Raw genomic sequence first — 19,767 nt, forward strand, 5'->3', positions numbered from 1 at the left:
ACTTTCAAGAAGTAGATGCGTCTAAAATGGAACAATTTATCGTACAAAATTTTAAAACTTATGCACTCTCTTCTTTTAAATTAATCACGCGACCTTCACGAGTGGTTAACTTGGGAGCCATCTTATCCATTACCGTCTCTTTGGTTACCGTACACTTAATGACATCATCACGTGACGGCAACTCAAACATAACATCAAGCATAATGGATTCAATAATCGCTCTAAGACCACGCGCCCCTGTTTTCCGTTTAATCGCTTCTCGAGCGATCTCTTCAAGGGCTTCTTTCTCAAATGTCAGCTCAACATTATCCATCTCGAGTAACTTACTATATTGCTTAACAAGAGCATTTTTAGGCTCAGTTAGAATTTGAACAAGTGCTCCTTCATCTAATGGTTCAAGTGTAGAAATGACTGGTAGACGTCCAACAAACTCAGGAATCAGACCAAATTTCAATAAATCTTCCGGCATTACAAACTTTAAATATTCTCCTGGCTTCAAATCAACTTTTTGATTTTCAGCTCCAAAACCGATTATTTTTTTACCTTGGCGACGCTTAATGATTTGCTCTAAACCATCAAAAGCTCCCCCGCAGATAAACAGAACATTACTGGTATCAATCTGGATAAACTCTTGATGAGGATGCTTTCGTCCACCTTGAGGCGGTACGCTTGCGACAGTTCCTTCTAAAATCTTCAAAAGAGCTTGCTGAACTCCTTCTCCAGATACATCACGTGTAATAGAAGGGTTCTCTGATTTTCGTGCCACTTTGTCAATCTCATCAATATAAATGATTCCTCGTTCTGCTTTTTCAACATCATAATCGGCAGCTTGAATCAACTTAAGGAGAATATTCTCTACATCTTCTCCCACATACCCTGCTTCCGTGAGTGACGTTGCATCAGCAATCGCAAATGGTACATTCAATATCTTTGCTAAAGTTTGTGCTAATAGGGTTTTTCCGCTTCCAGTTGGTCCAACCAATAAAATATTACTTTTGGATAACTCAACATCATCCATTTTGGTTGAAGTATTTATTCGTTTGTAGTGATTATATACCGCCACAGACAGCGCCTTTTTGGCATGATCTTGACCGATTACATATTGATCGAGGATTGTGCAAATCTCCTGTGGTTTAGGTAGATTTTGCAAATCAATTTCCTCTTCATTTCCCAATTCTTCTTCCACAATCTCATTACATAGTTCAATGCATTCATCACAAATATAGACACCAGGCCCAGCAACTAGCTTTCGTACCTGGTCTTGTGATTTCCCACAAAATGAACATTTCAATTGATTTTTTTCCTCATTGAACTTAAACATGGAATCACCCCTTTCTTTCTTTACGGGTAGTGATCACCTCGTCAATTAAGCCATACTTTTTGGCTTCTTCAGCACTCATGAAGTAATCACGATCAGTATCGCGGGCAATCTTTTCGAGCGGCTGACCCGTACGCTCTGCTAAGATGCGATTGATCTGGTCTTTAGTACGCAAAATCCAATCTGCGTGGATTTTAATATCAGAAGCTTGCCCTCTAGCACCACCAAGTGGCTGATGAATCATCACTTCACTATTTGGAAGTGCTTGGCGTTTGCCTTTTGTACCAGCTGCGAGTAAAAAGGCTCCCATACTTGCAGCTAAACCAACACAAATGGTTGATACATCGGGTTTAATTAATTGCATGGTATCATAAATAGCCATCCCCGAAGTTACAGAGCCTCCTGGGGAATTTATGTACATATGTATATCCTTCTCTGGATCCTCTGCTTGCAAAAACAAAAGCTGAGCAACAACCAGATTGGCGACATGATCATCGATCGGACTACCAATAAAGATGATCCGGTCTTTTAATAAACGAGAGTATATGTCGTAAGCGCGCTCCCCTCGGTTGGACTGTTCAACAACCATTGGGATTAAAGGCATAAACCACACCTCTTTCGGGGAATGTTTACAGGACTACTTGCGAAAAACAGAAGAAGCATTCAGTGAAGTGTTTTGAAAAACAAGGCACGTATGATACGTGCCTTGTTTTTTCTCTCTATATATCCATTATGCCGTATTTTCACTGCTCAATACAAGTAGTCGAAGGTTTTCTTAGACTAAGTACATAGGCATTATCTATTTATATTATGCTGCATTTTTGCTGTTGGATACAAGAAAATCGATTGTTTTTTTGGTAAGGAGTTGATCTTTAATACGCTCTACGCCACCTTCTCCGAGAAGACGACGAATTTCTTCAAGATCCCGTTCCATTTGTTCAGCTAACTGATTTACTTCTTTTTCAATATCTTCATCAGTTACTTCAATGTTCTCAACCTTAGAAATTGCTTCTAATACGAGGTCAGCACGAACTTTTTTCTCAGCATCTGCTTTAAACTGTTCGCGAATAGCCTCTTCTTCTTGCCCTGTAAATTGCAGATACATTTTAAGGTCGAGACCTTGATATTTCAACTGTTGCTCAAACTGTTGGAGCATATGATTAATTTCATGATTGATCATCGCTTCTGGAATCTCGATTTCGGCATTCTCTGCTGCTTTTTCTACCAACTGATTACGGATAAAGTTTTCTTTCTCATTAACAGCACGATCTTTCAGCTTTTTCTCCGTATCCGCTTTGAGCTCTTCTAAAGTATCAAATTCACTCACATCTTGCGCAAATTCATCATCTAGCTCTGGTAAATTGAGACGTTTAATCTCATGTAACTTCACTTTAAATATAGCAGGTTTCCCAGCTAGGTTTTCTACATGATATTCTTCTGGGAAGGTAACTTGAACCTCTTTTTCATCCCCATTTTTCATCCCGATCAACTGATCTTCGAAGCCAGGGATAAAGGTACCTGAACCTACTTCGAGGGTATACTTTTCAGCTGTACCCCCTTCAAATGTTTCTCCATCCATAAAGCCTTCAAAGTCAATGATCACACGGTCACCTGATTCAACAACTCCATCTTCAACCACTTCAAGCTGACCTTGTTGCTTTTGCATTTTGGAAAGTTCTTCGTTAACATTCTCTTCAGTTACTTGATAGTTTTCTTCAGGAACTTCTACTTCTAATCCTTTATACTCCCCTAATTTCACTTCTGGTTTCACAGTAACTTTTGCTTTAAAAATCAGACTTTTACCTTTTTCTAATTGCTCGATATCGATCTCAGGTTGATCTACTGGTTCAATTCCTGTTTCCTTGATAGCTGCTTCATAAGCTTCTGGCAATAAAATATCTAAAGCATCTTGATATAAAGCTTCTACACCGAAGCGTTGTTCAAAAACAAAGCGTGGAACCTTTCCTTTACGGAATCCAGGTACACTTACTTTTTTAACTACTTTCTTAAAAGCTTGATCTAAAGCTTTTTTTACTGTTTCTACATCTGTTTCTACAGTAAGAACCCCAAGATTTTTTTCTGTTTTTTCCCAACTTGCTTTCATTGAATTGCTACCTCCTGAAAAAATCTATTTCAGATAAAATGAATACTTAGCCATAAAATACCCAATACTCACAACCATTCTATTATATCACAGGGTTGTCCTATTGCAATAAAACAGCTGGGGTTCATGGCTTTATTCCCATTGGTAAATTCTCACTTAGGGCAAGTATACAGTTACCTAAAAAAATGAGTCCTGTTTTCATAGAATCTACCACAAAATAATATGGAAGCCCTAAATGTCAAAATCGTTATGTATATCTTTCATATATTGTTGCCTTATCTCAAAAACCACGATCCTCTTCAGAGGTTTTGAATGGATAGGTGCAACAAACTCTCCTTTAAACTTAAATCATTGTAATATATGATAACCCTGAATGTAAAGATAAACCTCCTTCTCTCGTAGCAAAGGATATTTATATAAATATATAAAAAATCATGTTCAATTATCTTAAAAATGTTATAATAAAAATAAATTACTATACTTTTCCCTTTATTTTATTTAGTATATGACCAATTCTTGATTTTATGATTGGAGGTGACTAGATTACGGATGACTAAGATGATAGGGTAAATTCTTGTTTTATAACCTATATTTTTCATGGATTAAAGAAAACTTATACAAGTATAACATTTAACGAAAGGAGACTCTGGCGCTAAAAACATGAAATGAATGATCTCTTTCTTTAAATTTTCCCTGTTTTTAGCCCCAGAACTATATTATGTTTAAAAAACTTCGATTATTCGGTATAGCGGTTATTTTAGGATCACTAACTTTTTCAACAGCCTTTGTTTCTCTCCCCAATAAGAATCCTAAGCCACCACTAAAATGGATAGAAGCTAACAAGATTTATAAAGATATTGTCTGGATGTCTAATCGTGATAATGCACGTGTAGCTGGAACTGAAGGAGAAAGAAAAACAGCAGATCAAATCATTAAACGTTTTAAATCCTATGGTTTAGAAGTTAAAGAGCAAAAATTCCCATTCCTACAATTTATCAATCATGGAGGAACACTCACGATCAACCAACCTGAACAGAAGCAAGTTACCACTTCTCCATTAACATATTCACCACGTACACCCGAACAAGGAATTACTGCTGAATTAGTTTGGGCGAAGCTGGGTAAAGAAAGTGATTTTGCTGGTCTGGATGTCAAAGGTAAAATTGCTCTTATCCAACGCGGAGAGTTAAACTTCTATGAGAAAACGCAAAATGCAGCTAAAGCTGGCGCAGCAGGAGTGATTATTTACAACAACACCACGGGTCCAGTTAATGGTACACTCGGTCAACCTTCAGATGTCCCTGCGCTTGGTATTACACAAGCCGATGGCGAACATCTGGCCCAATTGTTGTCACAAGGACAAAAAGTAAATGCCACTATCCATGCCAAAACTGAGATGAAGACTACTACTTCGCAAAATATTATCGGAACACTGAAGGCAAAGAAAAAGCCAAATAAAGCAACAACCCTTGTCATCGGAGCACATTATGATGGGGTAGATACACCTGCTGCTAATGATAACGCTTCAGGTACAGCAACTCTACTTGAGGTCGCTCGTGTTTTATCCAAGTATAAAGCAGCCAAAGATACAAATATCACATTTATCGCTTTTGGGGCAGAAGAAAATGGACTTCTTGGCTCTAAATATTATGTTAACGAGTTGAAACCAGAGGAAAAAGCAAATATCAAAGCGATGATTAATATGGATATGGTTGGCGTTGGCGACCGCTTGGGTATCTTAACAGGTTCGGAGAATTCCCAGTCCTTTATTGCTGATTTAGCTGAAGAGAAAGCAAAAAGGCTCCAACTGCCTTATGAGCGCTCCTTCTCTACTCGAAGCGACCACGCTCCATTTGAAGAAGCTGGAATTCCTGTCGTATTCTTCCATTATATGGATGACCCCAATTATCACACAGACCAAGACACCATTGATAAGATCCAAAAAGAAGATCTACAAAATGCTGGCGTGATCGTATCGGATGTAGCACTTGAGATTACTCATAGCAAAAAACTTCCTAAGCCGAAAGCAAAGGACAAAAAAGTGAAGGAATATAAGAAGCTCAATGACCGACACTTTTCTGTGAAATAAAATTGTACAATAAAAAGCTCAATCTTCATTAGTTGAGGGTTGAGCTTTTTATTGTTTACTGTAATCTTTATTAAAAAGCCAGTCCAACATCTCAAATATTTTATCAAGTATAAATCTTATTGAGTTCAGAATCATATTGTTCCTTATTAAAAATAAACTCGAGAACTTTTTTAAGCCATTCAACTTTAGTACCTATACATTCATATCCTATAATCATCTCTTCGCTAGTACTAGTATCGCATGACAAAACGCTTTTCCATAAAAAAAAGCACTTCCTTTTATCCAACGTATAGGAGTGCCTTTTTCATACGTACATATCGGTTTTTCACATTCAGAAACTGTAGAGAAAAGTCCTGAACTCATTAATATTTCTACAGGTATTTGTTTGGCGTCCCAGGAGAGATTCGAACTCCCGACCGACGGCTTAGCATACCACTATGACTTTCGCCACCAACAATACATTTGTTGTTTGTGGTCTGGACTATATCTTCACCATTTCAGGTGTGGCACGTGTAGTCTCTACGGAACCTCACGATAATCATGCACGTATTTGACATTTTGTACTTGATTATTCTTCGGAATTTCTACCCTCAAGCTAATCGATTTATATAAATCAACTTGAGCCTTCAAAACTCCTAAATCTCCTTGATCAAAAGAGATCGTAAGTTTCCTCGGTATTACCATCAGCATAAAATCTGTTAAGGCTTCACCGATATAGTGCCATCCACTCTATAGGTTTCTGTTTCCCTATAGAGGCTCCTAATTGAAGGCCGCTGCTCTATCCAGCTGAGCTACTGGGACATATATTATTCATTTCTTACGAACAAGTATATTTTATACCCGTAATACTCCCTTTGTCAATAAAAATTTTCATGTTTACGCAATTAATTTTGCGTGGGAGGCATTTTCTCTTAAAAAGAAAAAATGCCTCCACGCTCGTGGATTTCTTTTCCATCAATTTGATGATAAGTCACTTTTACTTGTTTATTTACAATTTCTAAACAAGCAAAGGTTGGATAAGCAAAACCACGTGGATAAGATATACTACCAGGGTTAATCAGTAAAACATCATCAATTTTTTCACAGAAAGGAAAATGTGAATGTCCAAAACATACGATCTGGGCACCCATTTCTTCACCACGATATTTGATGGGGAGTGGGGATGTTTTGACACGCAAGTTATGTCCATGAGTGACATAGAAGCGTAGTCCAGCTCCTTCCCAGATATCTTCTTCAGGGACATCCTCCCAATCACAATTTCCCTTTACAATTGTTAACGACACGGGAGGAAGTTCATCACGATCTGTGCAAAAATCACCACAATGAATTACATGATCAGGAATCACCCGTTCGATAATCTGGTTAAGTAAATTCCCTTTTCCATGAGAATCACTTACCAAAAGTACCTTCATTTCATCACCTTCTGCTCAAACACATACTCTTTTTTTAATAGAGCTAGCAGTTTTTTTGTGGCCTCAGCTCGATGACTAATCTGGTATTTGCGCTCATTTGGCAGTTGTGCCATCGTTTTTTGCTCAGATGGGAGATAGAAAATAGGATCATATCCGAAGCCTTCATCACCTCTAGGTTCTGTCACAATATTACCTTGACATTCACCACGAACCAACTTAGTTTCTTCTCCTGGAACTGCCAAAGCCATCACACATACATAATAACCTTGTCGCTTATCTTCAGGAACCCCTTGAATTCGCTGGATCAGTTTACGATTATTTTCATCATCTGTTGCATGTAACCCTGCATAACGTGCAGAATAAACTCCCGGCTCTCCATTTAAAGCAGGAACAACTAAGCCGGAATCGTCAGAGATCACAGGACCTCCTACTATTCGACTAATTGCTTCTGCTTTTTTTTGAGCATTCCCCTCAAAAGTATCTTGATCTTCCTCAATTTCCGGTAGATCTGATACATCATTCAGTCCCTTTACAACCAGATGTAATGGAGCAAATAGGTCACGAAACTGCTTTAGTTTTCCGTTATTTCTAGTTGCAATTAAAATATATGAAAACGGCCAAGCTTTCATTCTACTGTTCCTCCCGAAGATTCTCCCTTAGTGTCTTCTGCTTTAGCTGCTGGTTTTTGACCTACTAACTCAGCGGTTTCTCCAAGAGTGCTTTTTTGTAGGTTGATTAGATGATCTACCCCATGCTTTGCTAATTGTAGTAATTCCACTAATTGCTCAGAGGAAAATGGGGATTCTTCTCCGGTTCCTTGAATTTCTACATACTTTCCTATACCCGTCATGACCACATTCATATCTACGATTGCAGAAGAATCTTCTTCATAACATAAATCGAGACATGGATTTTCGCCGATGATTCCCACACTTGTAGCTGCAAGAAAGTCGGTTACAGGTAAATAAGGTAAAGTTCCATTTTTGACCAGTGGAGCAAGTGCATCTACCATTGCAATAAAAGCTCCAGTGATTGCTGTTGTCCGCGTACCACCATCTGCTTGAATCACATCACAATCCAACCAACAAGTTCTTTCACCTAGTGCTTCTAAATTCACAACGGAACGCATTGCTCGTCCGATTAAACGTTGGATCTCCATCGTTCGTCCGCTTAATTTACCTTTACTTGCTTCACGTACTGTTCGTGTCTGGGTGGCTCGTGGTAACATTGAATACTCAGCGGTAATCCACCCTTTGCCACTATTTCGTAAGAAAGGAGGAACGCGATCCTCGACTGAAGCCGTACAAATGACTTTGGTGTCTCCAATTGAAATGAGCACAGAACCTTCAGCTGGTTTTATGTATCCACGAATGATCTCTACTTTACGTAGCTCATTATATGTTCGTCCATCAACTCGCAATGAATTTCCCCCCTGTATTCATTCACTTAAGTATAGCATACCCTACTCATTTAAAGTTGAATAAAAAAGAAAAAAGGATGATCAATGATCATCTTTTAGGATGATGTTAAAATCAATTTTATCTGGAATAGGTTTTCACAAAAAAGAGTGTAATTTTCGAGAAAACCTATTCCATTTTAGAGTTTTCAACATGCTCTAAGATCATTCATGATTATAGCTCACTTGGATTGATCATTTGTGGTCGACTAATCGGTTCATCCTGCTTCCTGTCTTGTTGTCCAAAAACCCCTACTGTTCCTTTTCCATTAACTGTAATTTTTACTTTTTTCGCTGTGCTATTCTCAGTTAATGAAAGAACAATCGATTGTAATGCATCCTTGGAAGCTGTTTTGGATTGATTTGACTCTAAAATCTGTTCACCAAAATCAGCCGTAATTAAATCCCCCTTGACTTGTACCTGATTCACTTCTGTATTAGCATCAATAGCACTAAATAGTTCAGCATTTTGTTTAGGTCCTTTGATTAGTTCTTTTAAAGTAGCTTCAGCGGTATTTTCCTGCCGATTCACCATTCTGGTTACCGGTACAAAATATACCCTATTTTCTTTGTTTTGTCCCAAAAAGTAAAGAGTGACAGGCATGCTTTGATTGAGATTGACTCCTTCAGCCACTTCCACATTGATTCCATTTTCACGTGTTAGATGTTGAGCAGGAGAATGTTCTTGTGGCATAGACTCAAGTGGCTTCCCATCCACCCAAATATTGACAGCTTGAATCTCATCAAAGCTAGTTAGTGTCCAAGTAATCGCATCCAAAATTTGTTTTTCTGATTTCTTGGTGTAATTGAGGAACTCTCTAGAAAAATCGACAATCGCCGTTTTATCTTGAATATGAAAACCCTTAATTTTTGTCCCTTGTGGTAATACTGCTGAGAAGCCCTGTGGTAAATGCTCCCCAGCTGGTCCATTTTGCACAAGATAAGATAATGCCTTTTTAGGAGTCATCTCTTTTTTATTTACAGGAATCATATAAGGAACAACAAACCCTGTTTCACTCAGAAAATACATTTCCGTCCCATTTCTTCTTTGGTCATTGATTACTGACTCCTTCTGAGGAGTTGTATTTACAAGATAAGCATGATCTTTTTGAACATGTTCAGGTGGTGGATCAATTCCTTCCGATGAGGGTTTTTCCGGGCCGAACAGACAACCAGTTAATGCAAATGGCAAGAGTAAAAGAGCAGCCATGAAACGAACTTTCTTTTTGACTCGCATGCTTAAGTTCCCTCCTAGGACAACAATTTTATTATATGTATACGAGCCCTAAGAGGATTTAGCACTTATCCTACAAAAAACTTTTGCAACTTGGGTAACTCTACTAGTTCCACTTTAATTGATTGACCTAGCCAATCTTTTGCAAGGGTAGCGAAAGTATCTGGGCTTCCTGTTGTAAAAAAACGATGGGTTGTTTTTTTCTGTGCCAGCAGACCTTGATGATGCAAAATAGCACTTAGTTCTATTGCTGTTTCTTCAGCGGAACTAATAATCTGGACTTCCTTACCCATTACTTGCTCAATGAGGTTTGCTACCAATGGATAATGAGTACACCCCAAGATAAGCGTATCCATTTTTTTATCTTGGAATGGCTTTAATGCATTCTCTATTACTTTTAATGCATTAGGGGTATTTTTTTCTCCACTTTCTACTAGCGGAACGATGGTTGGACAGGCTAAGCTATAAATGGTAAGAGAAGGATGTAAGTCAGTTAATGCTTTTTCATATGCTTTACTTCGGATTGTACCTTGTGTCCCGATTACACCAATTTGCCCATCTCGCGTAATTTTAATAGCTGCTCTTGCACCTGGTTCAATCACGCCTAGTACTGGGATCGGGAGTTCTTTACGAACCTGAGGTAAAGCAGCAGCTGTTGCTGTATTGCAAGCAATAACAAGAGCTTTCAAAGGAAACTGTTGTAAAAAACGAGAAATTTCTAATGTGAACTGCCGTACTTCAGCTGCTGTACGAGGACCATACGGACAACGCAGCGTATCAGCAAAATAGTATATCGTTTCACGTGGAAGTTGCCGCATCACTTCTTTAGCTACTGTTAATCCTCCTACCCCTGAATCTAAGATACCAATGCCATTTTCTTTCCTCGATCGATACACTTTTTCATCTCCATTTCTGCAGTAAGCATGCTGCATTCGATCAAACGCTTGATTTGTATCTAGCTTCATATTCAAGCAGCTTCTGTACCTACGAAAAAGCCCCTTATCAAGGGACTCGTTTAGATCAAATATCTTTCATTTCATTATATAAGATAGATAAATGCTTTCGAATTTGAATCGCTTGATCTTCTGATACTTGGGATAATACCCCAGTAAGATACTGACGGCGTGCTTCTAATACTTCTTCGATAATCTCTTTACCCCGTTCCAAAAGATGGATACGAACTACACGACGATCTCTATCATCACGTACTCGATTGACCAATTGATTTTTCTCCATCCGATCCACAAGATCTGTCATGGTACTACATGCGAGGTACATTTTTTGGCTAAGTTCACCAATAGTCATATCGCCTTCTTTGTCTAACCATAAGAGTGCATTAAACTGAGGTGGGGTAATCGGAAAATGATGAAGGATTTCTCGCCCCTTCCTTTTAACTATTGTACTCATTTCCCTCAGTAAACTTTCAATTTCCACCACCGTTTCCGGCGAAATTGGACGATGATTTTCTCCGCTCATTTCATTCTCCTTTATTCCTTGGAATTGTTGATTGTTGGTTGTTGGTTAACAAACCATCCCATATCTAAAATGGAAGGGCTCTCAACTCTAATTAATGTTATTGAAATTGCTATGATACAAAGAAAGTAAGTTCGCTCAAAGTATATAAAAAAAATACCTCCCTGACAAATACAAACCGCTATTTTCAACCTTTCGTCATATATTGAACCCAATCACCCTCAGTGATGTAAATTCCTTTTTGTTTGAGCCATTGTTCCATTTTATAGGTATAAACAAATGAGCGTATCTTACCATATTCTTTTGTATTAACATATAATTCATTACGTTCATATAAGTTACGAGGATCTTGTGGCCCATAATAATCTTCTAACTGATCCACACGTTTTAAAATCTGCTTATTAATATGGTAAATTTCACCTATGACATGACCATTTCCTGGGGTTAACCCTGGATAACCTTGTCTAGTATCATATAACAGGCCACGGATCCAAGCTGATAGCGTGATTAATTTTGCCCCTTGAAGAAGATGATGATATTTCATTCCTTTACGAAGTGAACCATAGACGAATAGATTCATAAGTAATTTCCTTTCAAATAGCTCATATTATTTGTATCGTTTTTGAACTTAGTTCTATCCTTATACAAACACGTAACGACCATCGGAGCCAAGTTTCGATCCTCCACCTGAGGTGTGTTTAAATATCTATTTAGATAAACGAACACTTCTTATTTCACATTCTAACGAAGAAGTGTTCGTTCTCGTATATATGGGCATTCAAAAAATTGCAATCCATGGATCCATACACCCTAACTGTGAGAAATTTATGACATTATGAGTGTAAGTAAAGTAACACCACCCAAAAGAGTTTGTACCTGATTCACACGTTGCATCATCTTTTCTCGTCTGGCATCCCACCACGATTGACTAGTCGCTCGATCACGAATCATACTTAAGAAAATAAATAAGATTATGATCCAAGATAAGGTGATTATACCACAAGTAACACCTAATTCTATTGTGGAAGCGTTACCAGTCATCAGAATACCTACAATTGCTCCTACACTAGGGATTAGTAAGGAATTTAATTTGATCGCATAAGTAGCTTTTCTACATTTACTTTGAAACAAATGCTTTACCTGTTCACTAACCGCCAAGGCATGTTGGGTAGAAATAGGATGTATCCCCTGTCCCTCTTTTAAGATAATTTCAATGATTTCTTTTGCATTAACCGCTTGATAATACTGTTTTCTTGTCCGAATGAACAAGCAAGTAGCTTGCCTTTTGGCTTGAAGTATTTTCCGTCTATAATGCATATCTCCATCAATGGAAATATGCATATAACCTACTCCTAACATCGGTTCAAATATTTCAATTCCTTCAACTCTTGCCATATCAATTTCTATCGTTTGATTGCCATTTTTTCGTTGATATATAATTTGAAGTTTGCTTGGATATATGATGAATCTCCCGTTTACGAAGCGAATATCACAAACCGGGATCTCCAATCCAATCACTCCTCTTGTATATGAACATAATATATTTTCATTATATATAAAAAAACGATTTTATTGGGTATTTTCACAGAATATACATAGATAAGTTTTAAAAAGACGAGCCTCCTATTTAAGAGAACTCGTCCAGGTTTATTATGTTATGTTAATTGTTCAAAATAATCATGGTTAATTCGTTTCAATACAAAATGTTTTGCATCTACAACCCCAACATTGTAATCCAACATAAGATTAGCTAATTCTTGTCCATCAATTAGCACAATATGATAACTTGATTGTTTAGCAGCTCGAAGTGCACTAGACGTAAAGTTAGAAGTTGTGATTAAGACACCACGATCCGCATTTTTCGTCGATAGAGCGCCACAAAACCGATTAACCTCAGGACTACCAACCGGCTTTTCCCAACGTTTTGCTTGAATATAAATCTGTCTTAGTCCTAAGCGATCCTCTTTAATCACTCCATCAATTCCACCATCACCTGTTCCCCCTACTACTTGACCAGCATCCTGTTGTGATCCTCCGTAGCCCATGGCTAGAAGTAAGTCAACAACAAGTTGCTCAAATGCAGCTGGAGAACACTTCATGACTTGCTCAAGAACTTCTTCAGCTAGTTGTTTACAAACTTGCTTATAGCTTTCACTTAGCATTTCCTCTGGTGTCGTCGTTGAAGTCTCCTCTGATACTTGTGAGCTGGTTTGCTCACCGACTTGCTCCATATATGTACGAAATGACTTATAACGCGATAAAAATTGTAGTGTAATTTCGGTTGGATTTTTCTTTAATACACGGGTTCCCTTAGCCGTTATTTTCAAAATGCCACGCTTCGGACTTTCGATTAAATTCGCTTTTTTAAGATAAAAGACAGCCCAACTCACTCGATTATTATATATAGATTGCTTTCCACTTGGCACCAACTTGTTCCTCAATTGTGAAGGGATTTGCAGCTCTTCAGCGATTCGATCACGCACCTCGTGAAGTGGGCACTCTTTTTTATCGGCAAGGGCTTTTAATACAGGCAACATAAACTTTTGGTATTCTGGGATCATCTTGATCACCTTACTGATTGATTCTAAGTTGTTACTTCATGTATTGTAACATATCTTCTAAAAAGAGATAGATTTTGCATGAATAAGAAGAATAGTCCCCTGTTTTCCAAAACAAGGGACTTATATAGCCCAATTCTCTTACTCATTCGGCCCTATCACTCGACCGCGAATATCTGGATTTTCCCCTTTTTCCACTCGTTTCCACAGTGTATTTCGCCAGTTTTCGGATAATAGCTTACAAGAAGCCAACTGCTGAGTTGCTTCTCGATCATAAGGCTGCTGATGCATAATTTGATTACATTTGGCAATGGTCCATTCTGGATAGGGACGCTCTAATAAAGTGATAGGCTGTCCACTTTCTACATAACCTTCTTGCATCACACGTAAGTACCAACCTGTACGCCCCGTATTTTGTATACGAAGAGCCAAGTCTTTAACTTTCCACAAACGAGCTGGCTTCCAACAGGGCTGTCTTGGTTGGGAAACTTGTACAATAGCTTCGCCTATTTGATATAGATCTCCAATACATACTTCCGCTTCAGTTTGGTTATCAATCGCAAAATTCTCTCCTAAAGCACCCGGTTTCATCTGCTCAATCCCTAATTCTGTTTGCCACTTTGCATAATGAGTACACGCATAAGCTAGTACTGCTTTATCAGGCCCACCATGATACTTTAAATCAGCTTGACCATCCCCGACTAGGTTGGTTCTACCTAGCCAAACCTTTCCTTCAACCGGCTTTTTAACAATTCCACTTGTCCATTCCTTATCCATTGCACTCTTCGCATCTTTTTGACCTAACGTCTGTGGTTTACCTACAAAAATTTTTTCAAGTATAATATTTTTCAACAACATCACCCTCCACAATAATCCTATCTTCATATTCATAAAATTCCACAAAGTCTTCTAAGGAAAACCGTGTCTATCATCCTCCATGATTTCTCTGACTGTGTATTCCTTTGTAGAAGTCATTAGTAACTGAGAGCATTACCTCGTATAACAAAACGGCTCGAGTCGCGTTTGCCCTAGTCCCCATGCTGTTTTATAACCAAAGCCCATCATCGATCCATATACTGCAAGTCGCCAGAGAAGCTCTTTTTCTTTACGTGGCAACGCTTTGAGATTAAGAGTAAGTGTACCTCGAAAACCAATTACATTAAATTTACCAAAATCAACCCGATCCGTCACAAATGAAGCATATTCAATCCGAATCTTACGCACCCATACTTCAATTTCATTGCGAGGAATTGCAAGCTCCTCACACATATCTAGCACTTTAGCTGCACTACAAAAGAGACGAACTAACTCAGGCAAAGGATAATAATTACCTTGTTGATAAAATGTTGTTGGGGTTAAAAATCTTAAAGTAAATTTATTAGTAATCTGCTGCATAATTTGCTCTTTGGTATAATGCTGACTATGTAAACTTTGAACAATCCCTTTCCAATGAATTAAGTCGATTAAACTATCTTCCAATAGCTTTCTTTGCAGGCTATGAACGACACTAAAGTCGGGTGAATGAACAAATATCTCGCCATTTCCAAAATATGTAGCAAAAGATTGTCGCTCTTTACAGTCATGTAAGTATTGCGATAACTGCGGATTGGCTTGCTGAATGGATTCAAGAATAAAGGCGTGGAGTCTCCGAGTCAATATACCAACACCTGTTGACTTATGGTTGGCTTTAATAAGTAGATGCAATCGATGCATAACGGATTCTCCTTGAACTGAATTCACTCGTTGCACTCTAATCAATCCCCTTATTCCCTATTCTAACCAAATATGAATTATCAAATTGGTAAGTAGTCCTACTTTTAAATAAAAGAGCCTGTTGCATCACTTGAGATAAAACCCAGATCATTCCTAGACGAAGCCGCGAATCGCTGGACTTTCCCTCAAAGGACAAGAGCTTCTTAGAGCTATGCGCTTAAGAAGCTCTATGGATCGATTAAGGATACGGGAGTAAATGTGGAAGCGATGAGCGGCTTTTTTTATGCAACAACCTCTATAAAATTACAGAGACTATGACGCCTATTTCAAACCAAGCTAGGCTGCTGATTTACTTGAAAAAATACAAAAACTCCGTTAAAATCCATGTTTTTTTTAAAGTTCACAAGTATACTAAACTAAAAATGGGTGATGTATAGCAATATATTTCTAAAAAAGCAATCCGAGTATTGTATGCTTATACTCGGCTAAACCATATTATTACAGGCAATTCAGTAAAATAAAATGAAATGAAAATGTTTATTTTTCCTTTTATCATCATTTCTCTTTCATTTTTAGTATAGCTACCCTATATGATATTTACAATTTTCTTTTTGATTTTTAAATACTAGCTCATTATTTTTCATAGAGAAAATTTTCTTCGTCAATAATGCTACACGTCGCAATTCCATTCTATTATCTGTATATAATTCAACTTTTTATTTGAATTATATACCATGATCAACGGAATAGTAATTTTCATAAAAAAAGCTACTTTCCTAAAAGGAAAATAACCAGTTCTAACAAAAAGAACCTATCTTTATTGTGGAAATTCAATCTCTTTAATCTCTCCGACATACTCATTGATCATATTTAATGACATATATGAATCATTCGCTACGGATTCAATACTCTGTTCTTCTTTTTTTACAAGCCATGTTTTTTTATCTATCCAAATTTTCAATTTATCTTCTACTTTCGCTTGGCCATTTGTACTAGTAAGTACATAAGGATATCTTTCAGAATCAACGAAGCCTGTTAATGTTAAATAAATAATATAATCATTCCCTAGTTCCTCTATAAAAGCATTAGCCAATCTATTTTTGACAAACTCTAGTTTATTTTTGGGATGGTAGATAGAAAAGTTAGCACATTCTTCCGGTATATGCCACTCCTTCTTTTGAGGATCATCTAAAATCCGCTGCTTGCATTGATCTCCCTTACGATATCTTTCATGAGAAGTAAACACGCTTTTATAATAATAGTGTTTTTCATCCAAGTACTTGAGATCTCCTTTTTGTTTATCTTCCATGATCATTCCTGAAGGTAAATACAGTTTACGCAGTACATGGGCTTGCACATGAAATCCTTTAAGTTTATCTATTTCATTTAAAGATTTTTTTTTCTATCACATGGGCTACTTGTAGGTCTTCTCCCCAAACCTTTACTGGATGAAAAAAAGAAAAAATCATAGCTATGACTAATGAAAAAGAGAAAGTACGATTCCAATAGCTTTGACTAATGAAAAAGAGAAAGTACGATTCCAATAGCTTTGACAAAATTTCAATTGAATCACTCCCTTAAAGACTTTAATTAGGGCGCTTGATTTCTTCCATTTCCCCCAGTACATGAGTAGTCATATTCAATTTTGATGATTGTGTCTTAATCGTTTGTTCTATCTTTTTTACTCGATGGTTGGTAGTCTGAGTCCAAATTTGTGCTTCGAAAGATCCCGAAATCAACTCATTATCTCCCTTATTTTTAGCAAACATTTGTAAGTGCTTCTGGAGAGGGTTTAACTGATCCAATGTGAAAGTAACCATATATTCATTTTCTTTTTTTTCTACTTTTGCAGTTTTACTTTGATCGATAAGTGCTAAAACTTCTTTGGGATCTTGTAATCCCATCTGTACATGACAGCTATAGAGTTTATACCAGCGTTTATCATTAGCCTTAGGAAATCTTCCAACACATTCCCACTTATTTTGAAATGTTTCAATATCATTATATTTATAATAAAAGTTCTTCTCATCTACAAACTGAATCTCTTCTTGATTTTCCTTCCCATTTAAGTTGATGGTAGACTTTAGATGAATTCCCTTCATTTGTTTCTGAGCTGTTTTCACCTCTTCAAGCACTGTTTGATCCTCTTCATCCAGATAGGGTGAAAGCACTTTGTAGGTGGGCTCTTCTGGTTTATTGAATATTTCTTTTTCATAGAACATGAGCCCCACCACTACAACTATGAGTAAGCATATACCGACTAACCAAATAACCTTAAAGTTTGTTGATTTAGATACCACTTTATTAGCTGAAGATGAATCTTTGTTATCAACTTTAGGTACGATGGAGTTCGTATCTTCTGGCAAGCTTTCCTCAGCCTGATTGAAAGTGCTTACAATATTTAAAGCATGAGCCATCTCTTCAGTAGATTGAAACCGCTCTGTCGGATCTTTTGCCAGTGCTTTTTCGATCACTTCACATAGCTTCCTTGGTAAGTCGGGTTTGATGTTACGTGGATCTGGAACAGGCTCTTGGAGGTGTTTAAAGATAATCGTGACTACTTCTTCGGCGTCATACGGAAGCTCTACTGTCACCATTTCATATAGGAGAATACCTAGGGAATAGATATCTGAAGAATAATGAATTTCTTTGCCTTGATAGCGTTCAGGTGCTAGATAGTGTACGCTTCCTAGTGTAGTATGGGTTCATGTTAGTTCAGTATTGGAATTAAGTAAGCGTAAGAGTCCAAAATCAGCGATTTTCCAACCAGAGCGTGAATCATAGAGGATATTTTGTGGTTTGATATCTCGATGAACAATTCCATGTCGATGAACTTCTCCTAGCCCTTTTAATATATCTAACATGATTTCGATGGCTTCTGATACTGTAAAATTCCCTTCATTCTTTAGCTTTTCTTTTAAAGTAAGGCCTTTGATTAGTTCCATCACGATATAATAAGTCGATCCTTCATTCCCAGTATCATGGATTTGGACAACATGGGGATGGTTGATTTTTGCTGTCTCTTTCGCTTCCTTATTAAAACGACGAATAAATTCCTCATCTTCACAGAATGATTCATTCATCACCTTAATTGCCACTTCGCACTCTAACACCGTATCCATCCCACGATATACTTTGGCCATGCCTCCGCCACCAATTTTCTCTAGGATCTGGTATCGATTTCCTAGTATAGGCTCTGGTGACTTCTTATCTACGATCTTCCCGATTCTTTCGATCGCTTCTTTCATTTCAGCAATCGACTGATATCGTTTACTAGGTTCTTTCTCCATCGCTCGATAGATTACTTGACACCATGCATCAGAGATTTCCGGATTAATCATTTGCGGATTTGGAATATCCTCAGTAATATGCTTTAAGATCAAAGCGACATTCTCCTCCGCTTGAAATGGAGGTTGTCCTGCCAATAGCTCATACAGAATGACACCGAGTGATTAGATATCTGAAGTAAAGTGGACCGCTTCTCCTCGGGCCTGTTCAGGTGATAGGTATTGTGCAGTTCCGATTGGCATCCCTTCGATCGTTGGAGGTAAGAATACGGGAAATACCAAAATCCGTCACTTTCCACTTTCCATCCTTCCCCCTCATGATGTTATGAGGCTTTAGATCACGATGGATCACCCCATGTTGATGGACTTCTTCCATTCCGCTTAAGATTTGTAATATGGTTTCATATGCTTCCGCGGACAAAAAAACTCCTTTTTCTTTTAGATTCTCTTTAAGAGTAGGACCTTCCATCAGTTCCATCACGATATAATCGAGCTCATTACTTTTTCCAATATCATAAATTTTAACTACATGTGGATGGGATGGTTTCGCCATGATCTTGGCTTCTTTCATAAAGCGGCGGAACATGATCTGATCTTTGGTACGTTTTAAATCCATGATCTTAATCGCTACATCACGGTCAAGGTGTTCATCCCTCGCTCGATACACTTTCCCCATTCCACCACTGCCTACTTTTTCAAAAATATGATATCTCTCTCCCGGATTTTGCCCTTCCATCGTATTCTCCTATCCCTTGTTGGTATAAAAATAGCAATAAATTTCCAACTTAAAATTGGTCCAATTTATGCCTAATTATCACTATTTTAACATATTTATATAAGAAGTCTCTGCACTTCTAGAGTGAAGCCGCTCATCATTTCCTTACTCACTCCTGTAGCCTTAATCGGATAGAGTTGTCTCAAGAGTAAAGCTCTAAGAAATCTTATCCCTTGAGGAAAAGTCGATCCTACACAAAAGCGATTTGCGGCTTCATCTAGGGATGATCTAGGCTTTGAATCGAATTACACAACTAAAATAATATAAATAAGTAAACTATTAATGAATATTAAAACTATTTTATATATCCATCATTAACTTGATTATTTAGATATGGTATAATAGAAA

The 19,767-nt window shown here is 37.6% G+C and carries 17 protein-coding genes and 1 pseudogene; 1 reads left to right on the forward strand and 17 read right to left on the reverse strand.

What is annotated here, in order from left to right; genetic code table 11:
• Window positions 1–58: 58 nt before the first annotated feature.
• The 3 genes from clpX to tig form a co-directional block, all read right to left on the reverse strand.
• Window positions 59–1,321, reverse strand: coding sequence for an ATP-dependent protease ATP-binding subunit ClpX (clpX, locus tag DL897_RS01180; RefSeq protein ID WP_113657298.1), 1,263 nt, complete (start codon window positions 1,319–1,321; stop codon window positions 59–61).
• Window positions 1,322–1,325: 4 nt separating this feature from the next.
• Window positions 1,326–1,922, reverse strand: a complete 597-nt coding sequence (gene clpP, locus DL897_RS01185) for an ATP-dependent Clp endopeptidase proteolytic subunit ClpP (RefSeq protein ID WP_113657299.1) — start codon at window positions 1,920–1,922, stop codon at window positions 1,326–1,328.
• A gap of 204 nt (window positions 1,923–2,126) precedes the next feature.
• Entirely contained in the window at window positions 2,127–3,422 is a 1,296-nt protein-coding gene (gene tig, locus DL897_RS01190) for a trigger factor (RefSeq protein WP_113657300.1), read from the reverse strand.
• Window positions 3,423–4,140: 718 nt separating this feature from the next.
• Here tig and DL897_RS18790 point away from each other — a divergent pair.
• Entirely contained in the window at window positions 4,141–5,511 is a 1,371-nt protein-coding gene (locus tag DL897_RS18790; RefSeq protein WP_113657301.1) for a M28 family peptidase, read from the forward strand.
• 911 nt (window positions 5,512–6,422) lie between these two features.
• Here DL897_RS18790 and DL897_RS01200 read toward each other — a convergent pair.
• From DL897_RS01200 to DL897_RS01270, 14 genes and pseudogenes are all read right to left on the reverse strand, one after another.
• Window positions 6,423–6,923 carry a metallophosphoesterase family protein gene (locus DL897_RS01200; RefSeq protein WP_113657302.1) on the reverse strand — a complete coding sequence of 167 codons (501 nt, stop codon included), beginning with the start codon at window positions 6,921–6,923 and terminating at the stop codon, window positions 6,423–6,425.
• Entirely contained in the window at window positions 6,920–7,552 is a 633-nt protein-coding gene (locus DL897_RS01205) for an XTP/dITP diphosphatase (protein ID WP_113657303.1), read from the reverse strand. The genes DL897_RS01200 and DL897_RS01205 overlap by 4 nt, the downstream gene beginning before the upstream one ends.
• Complete coding sequence (gene rph / locus DL897_RS01210; RefSeq protein ID WP_113657304.1) at window positions 7,549–8,343, reverse strand: ribonuclease PH; 795 nt, start codon at window positions 8,341–8,343, stop codon at window positions 7,549–7,551. Before rph ends, DL897_RS01205 begins: the two co-directional genes overlap by 4 nt.
• Before the next feature lie 211 nt (window positions 8,344–8,554).
• Complete coding sequence (locus DL897_RS01215; protein ID WP_113657305.1) at window positions 8,555–9,616, reverse strand: GerMN domain-containing protein; 1,062 nt, start codon at window positions 9,614–9,616, stop codon at window positions 8,555–8,557.
• Window positions 9,617–9,681: 65 nt separating this feature from the next.
• On the reverse strand, window positions 9,682–10,545 hold the full coding sequence (gene racE, locus DL897_RS01220; protein ID WP_113657712.1) for a glutamate racemase: 864 nt from the start codon (window positions 10,543–10,545) through the stop codon (window positions 9,682–9,684).
• An 88-nt stretch (window positions 10,546–10,633) separates the two neighbouring features.
• Window positions 10,634–11,089: a MarR family winged helix-turn-helix transcriptional regulator gene (locus DL897_RS01225; protein ID WP_113657306.1), complete on the reverse strand. Its 456-nt coding sequence runs from the start codon at window positions 11,087–11,089 to the stop codon at window positions 10,634–10,636.
• Between the two features lie 184 nt (window positions 11,090–11,273).
• On the reverse strand, window positions 11,274–11,666 hold the full coding sequence (locus tag DL897_RS01230) for a gamma-glutamylcyclotransferase family protein (RefSeq protein WP_113657307.1): 393 nt from the start codon (window positions 11,664–11,666) through the stop codon (window positions 11,274–11,276).
• A gap of 245 nt (window positions 11,667–11,911) precedes the next feature.
• Window positions 11,912–12,595 carry a hypothetical protein gene (locus DL897_RS01235; protein WP_113657308.1) on the reverse strand — a complete coding sequence of 228 codons (684 nt, stop codon included), beginning with the start codon at window positions 12,593–12,595 and terminating at the stop codon, window positions 11,912–11,914.
• Window positions 12,596–12,741: 146 nt separating this feature from the next.
• Window positions 12,742–13,647, reverse strand: a complete 906-nt coding sequence (locus DL897_RS01240) for a restriction endonuclease (protein ID WP_113657309.1) — start codon at window positions 13,645–13,647, stop codon at window positions 12,742–12,744.
• A gap of 138 nt (window positions 13,648–13,785) precedes the next feature.
• Complete coding sequence (locus DL897_RS01245) at window positions 13,786–14,496, reverse strand: MOSC domain-containing protein (protein WP_240627229.1); 711 nt, start codon at window positions 14,494–14,496, stop codon at window positions 13,786–13,788.
• A gap of 138 nt (window positions 14,497–14,634) precedes the next feature.
• The gene (gene cas6, locus DL897_RS01250; RefSeq protein ID WP_145962178.1) at window positions 14,635–15,393 is read right to left on the reverse strand and encodes a CRISPR system precrRNA processing endoribonuclease RAMP protein Cas6; all 759 of its coding nucleotides are present in this window, start codon (window positions 15,391–15,393) and stop codon (window positions 14,635–14,637) included.
• A 781-nt stretch (window positions 15,394–16,174) separates the two neighbouring features.
• Window positions 16,175–16,714, reverse strand: a complete 540-nt coding sequence (locus tag DL897_RS01255) for a hypothetical protein (RefSeq protein WP_113657312.1) — start codon at window positions 16,712–16,714, stop codon at window positions 16,175–16,177.
• Window positions 16,715–16,943: 229 nt separating this feature from the next.
• Window positions 16,944–18,698: pseudogene (locus tag DL897_RS01260) on the reverse strand (protein kinase domain-containing protein).
• A gap of 154 nt (window positions 18,699–18,852) precedes the next feature.
• Window positions 18,853–19,380 (reverse strand): serine/threonine-protein kinase, encoded by a 528-nt coding sequence (locus DL897_RS01270; protein ID WP_113657315.1) that lies wholly within the window; start codon window positions 19,378–19,380, stop codon window positions 18,853–18,855.
• Window positions 19,381–19,767: the final 387 nt, after the last annotated feature.

The sequence above is a fragment of the Thermoflavimicrobium daqui genome, assembly GCF_003313465.1.
GTDB lineage: Bacteria > Bacillota > Bacilli > Thermoactinomycetales > Thermoactinomycetaceae > Thermoflavimicrobium > Thermoflavimicrobium daqui.

Excerpts from the sequence above, each read along its gene's own strand:
- clpX (WP_113657298.1), bottom strand. The coding sequence starts at position 1,321 with ATGTTTAAGTTCAATGAGGAAAAAAATCAATTGAAATGTTCATTTTGT.
- clpP (WP_113657299.1), bottom strand. The coding sequence starts at position 1,922 with ATGCCTTTAATCCCAATGGTTGTTGAACAGTCCAACCGAGGGGAGCGC.
- tig (WP_113657300.1), bottom strand. The coding sequence starts at position 3,422 with ATGAAAGCAAGTTGGGAAAAAACAGAAAAAAATCTTGGGGTTCTTACT.
- DL897_RS18790 (WP_113657301.1), top strand. The coding sequence starts at position 4,141 with ATGTTTAAAAAACTTCGATTATTCGGTATAGCGGTTATTTTAGGATCA.
- DL897_RS01200 (WP_113657302.1), bottom strand. The coding sequence starts at position 6,923 with ATGAAGGTACTTTTGGTAAGTGATTCTCATGGAAAAGGGAATTTACTT.
- DL897_RS01205 (WP_113657303.1), bottom strand. The coding sequence starts at position 7,552 with ATGAAAGCTTGGCCGTTTTCATATATTTTAATTGCAACTAGAAATAAC.
- DL897_RS01215 (WP_113657305.1), bottom strand. The coding sequence starts at position 9,616 with ATGCGAGTCAAAAAGAAAGTTCGTTTCATGGCTGCTCTTTTACTCTTG.
- racE (WP_113657712.1), bottom strand. The coding sequence starts at position 10,545 with ATGCAGCATGCTTACTGCAGAAATGGAGATGAAAAAGTGTATCGATCG.
- DL897_RS01225 (WP_113657306.1), bottom strand. The coding sequence starts at position 11,089 with ATGAGCGGAGAAAATCATCGTCCAATTTCGCCGGAAACGGTGGTGGAA.
- DL897_RS01230 (WP_113657307.1), bottom strand. The coding sequence starts at position 11,666 with ATGAATCTATTCGTCTATGGTTCACTTCGTAAAGGAATGAAATATCAT.
- DL897_RS01240 (WP_113657309.1), bottom strand. The coding sequence starts at position 13,647 with ATGATCCCAGAATACCAAAAGTTTATGTTGCCTGTATTAAAAGCCCTT.
- DL897_RS01270 (WP_113657315.1), bottom strand. The coding sequence starts at position 19,380 with ATGGAAGGGCAAAATCCGGGAGAGAGATATCATATTTTTGAAAAAGTA.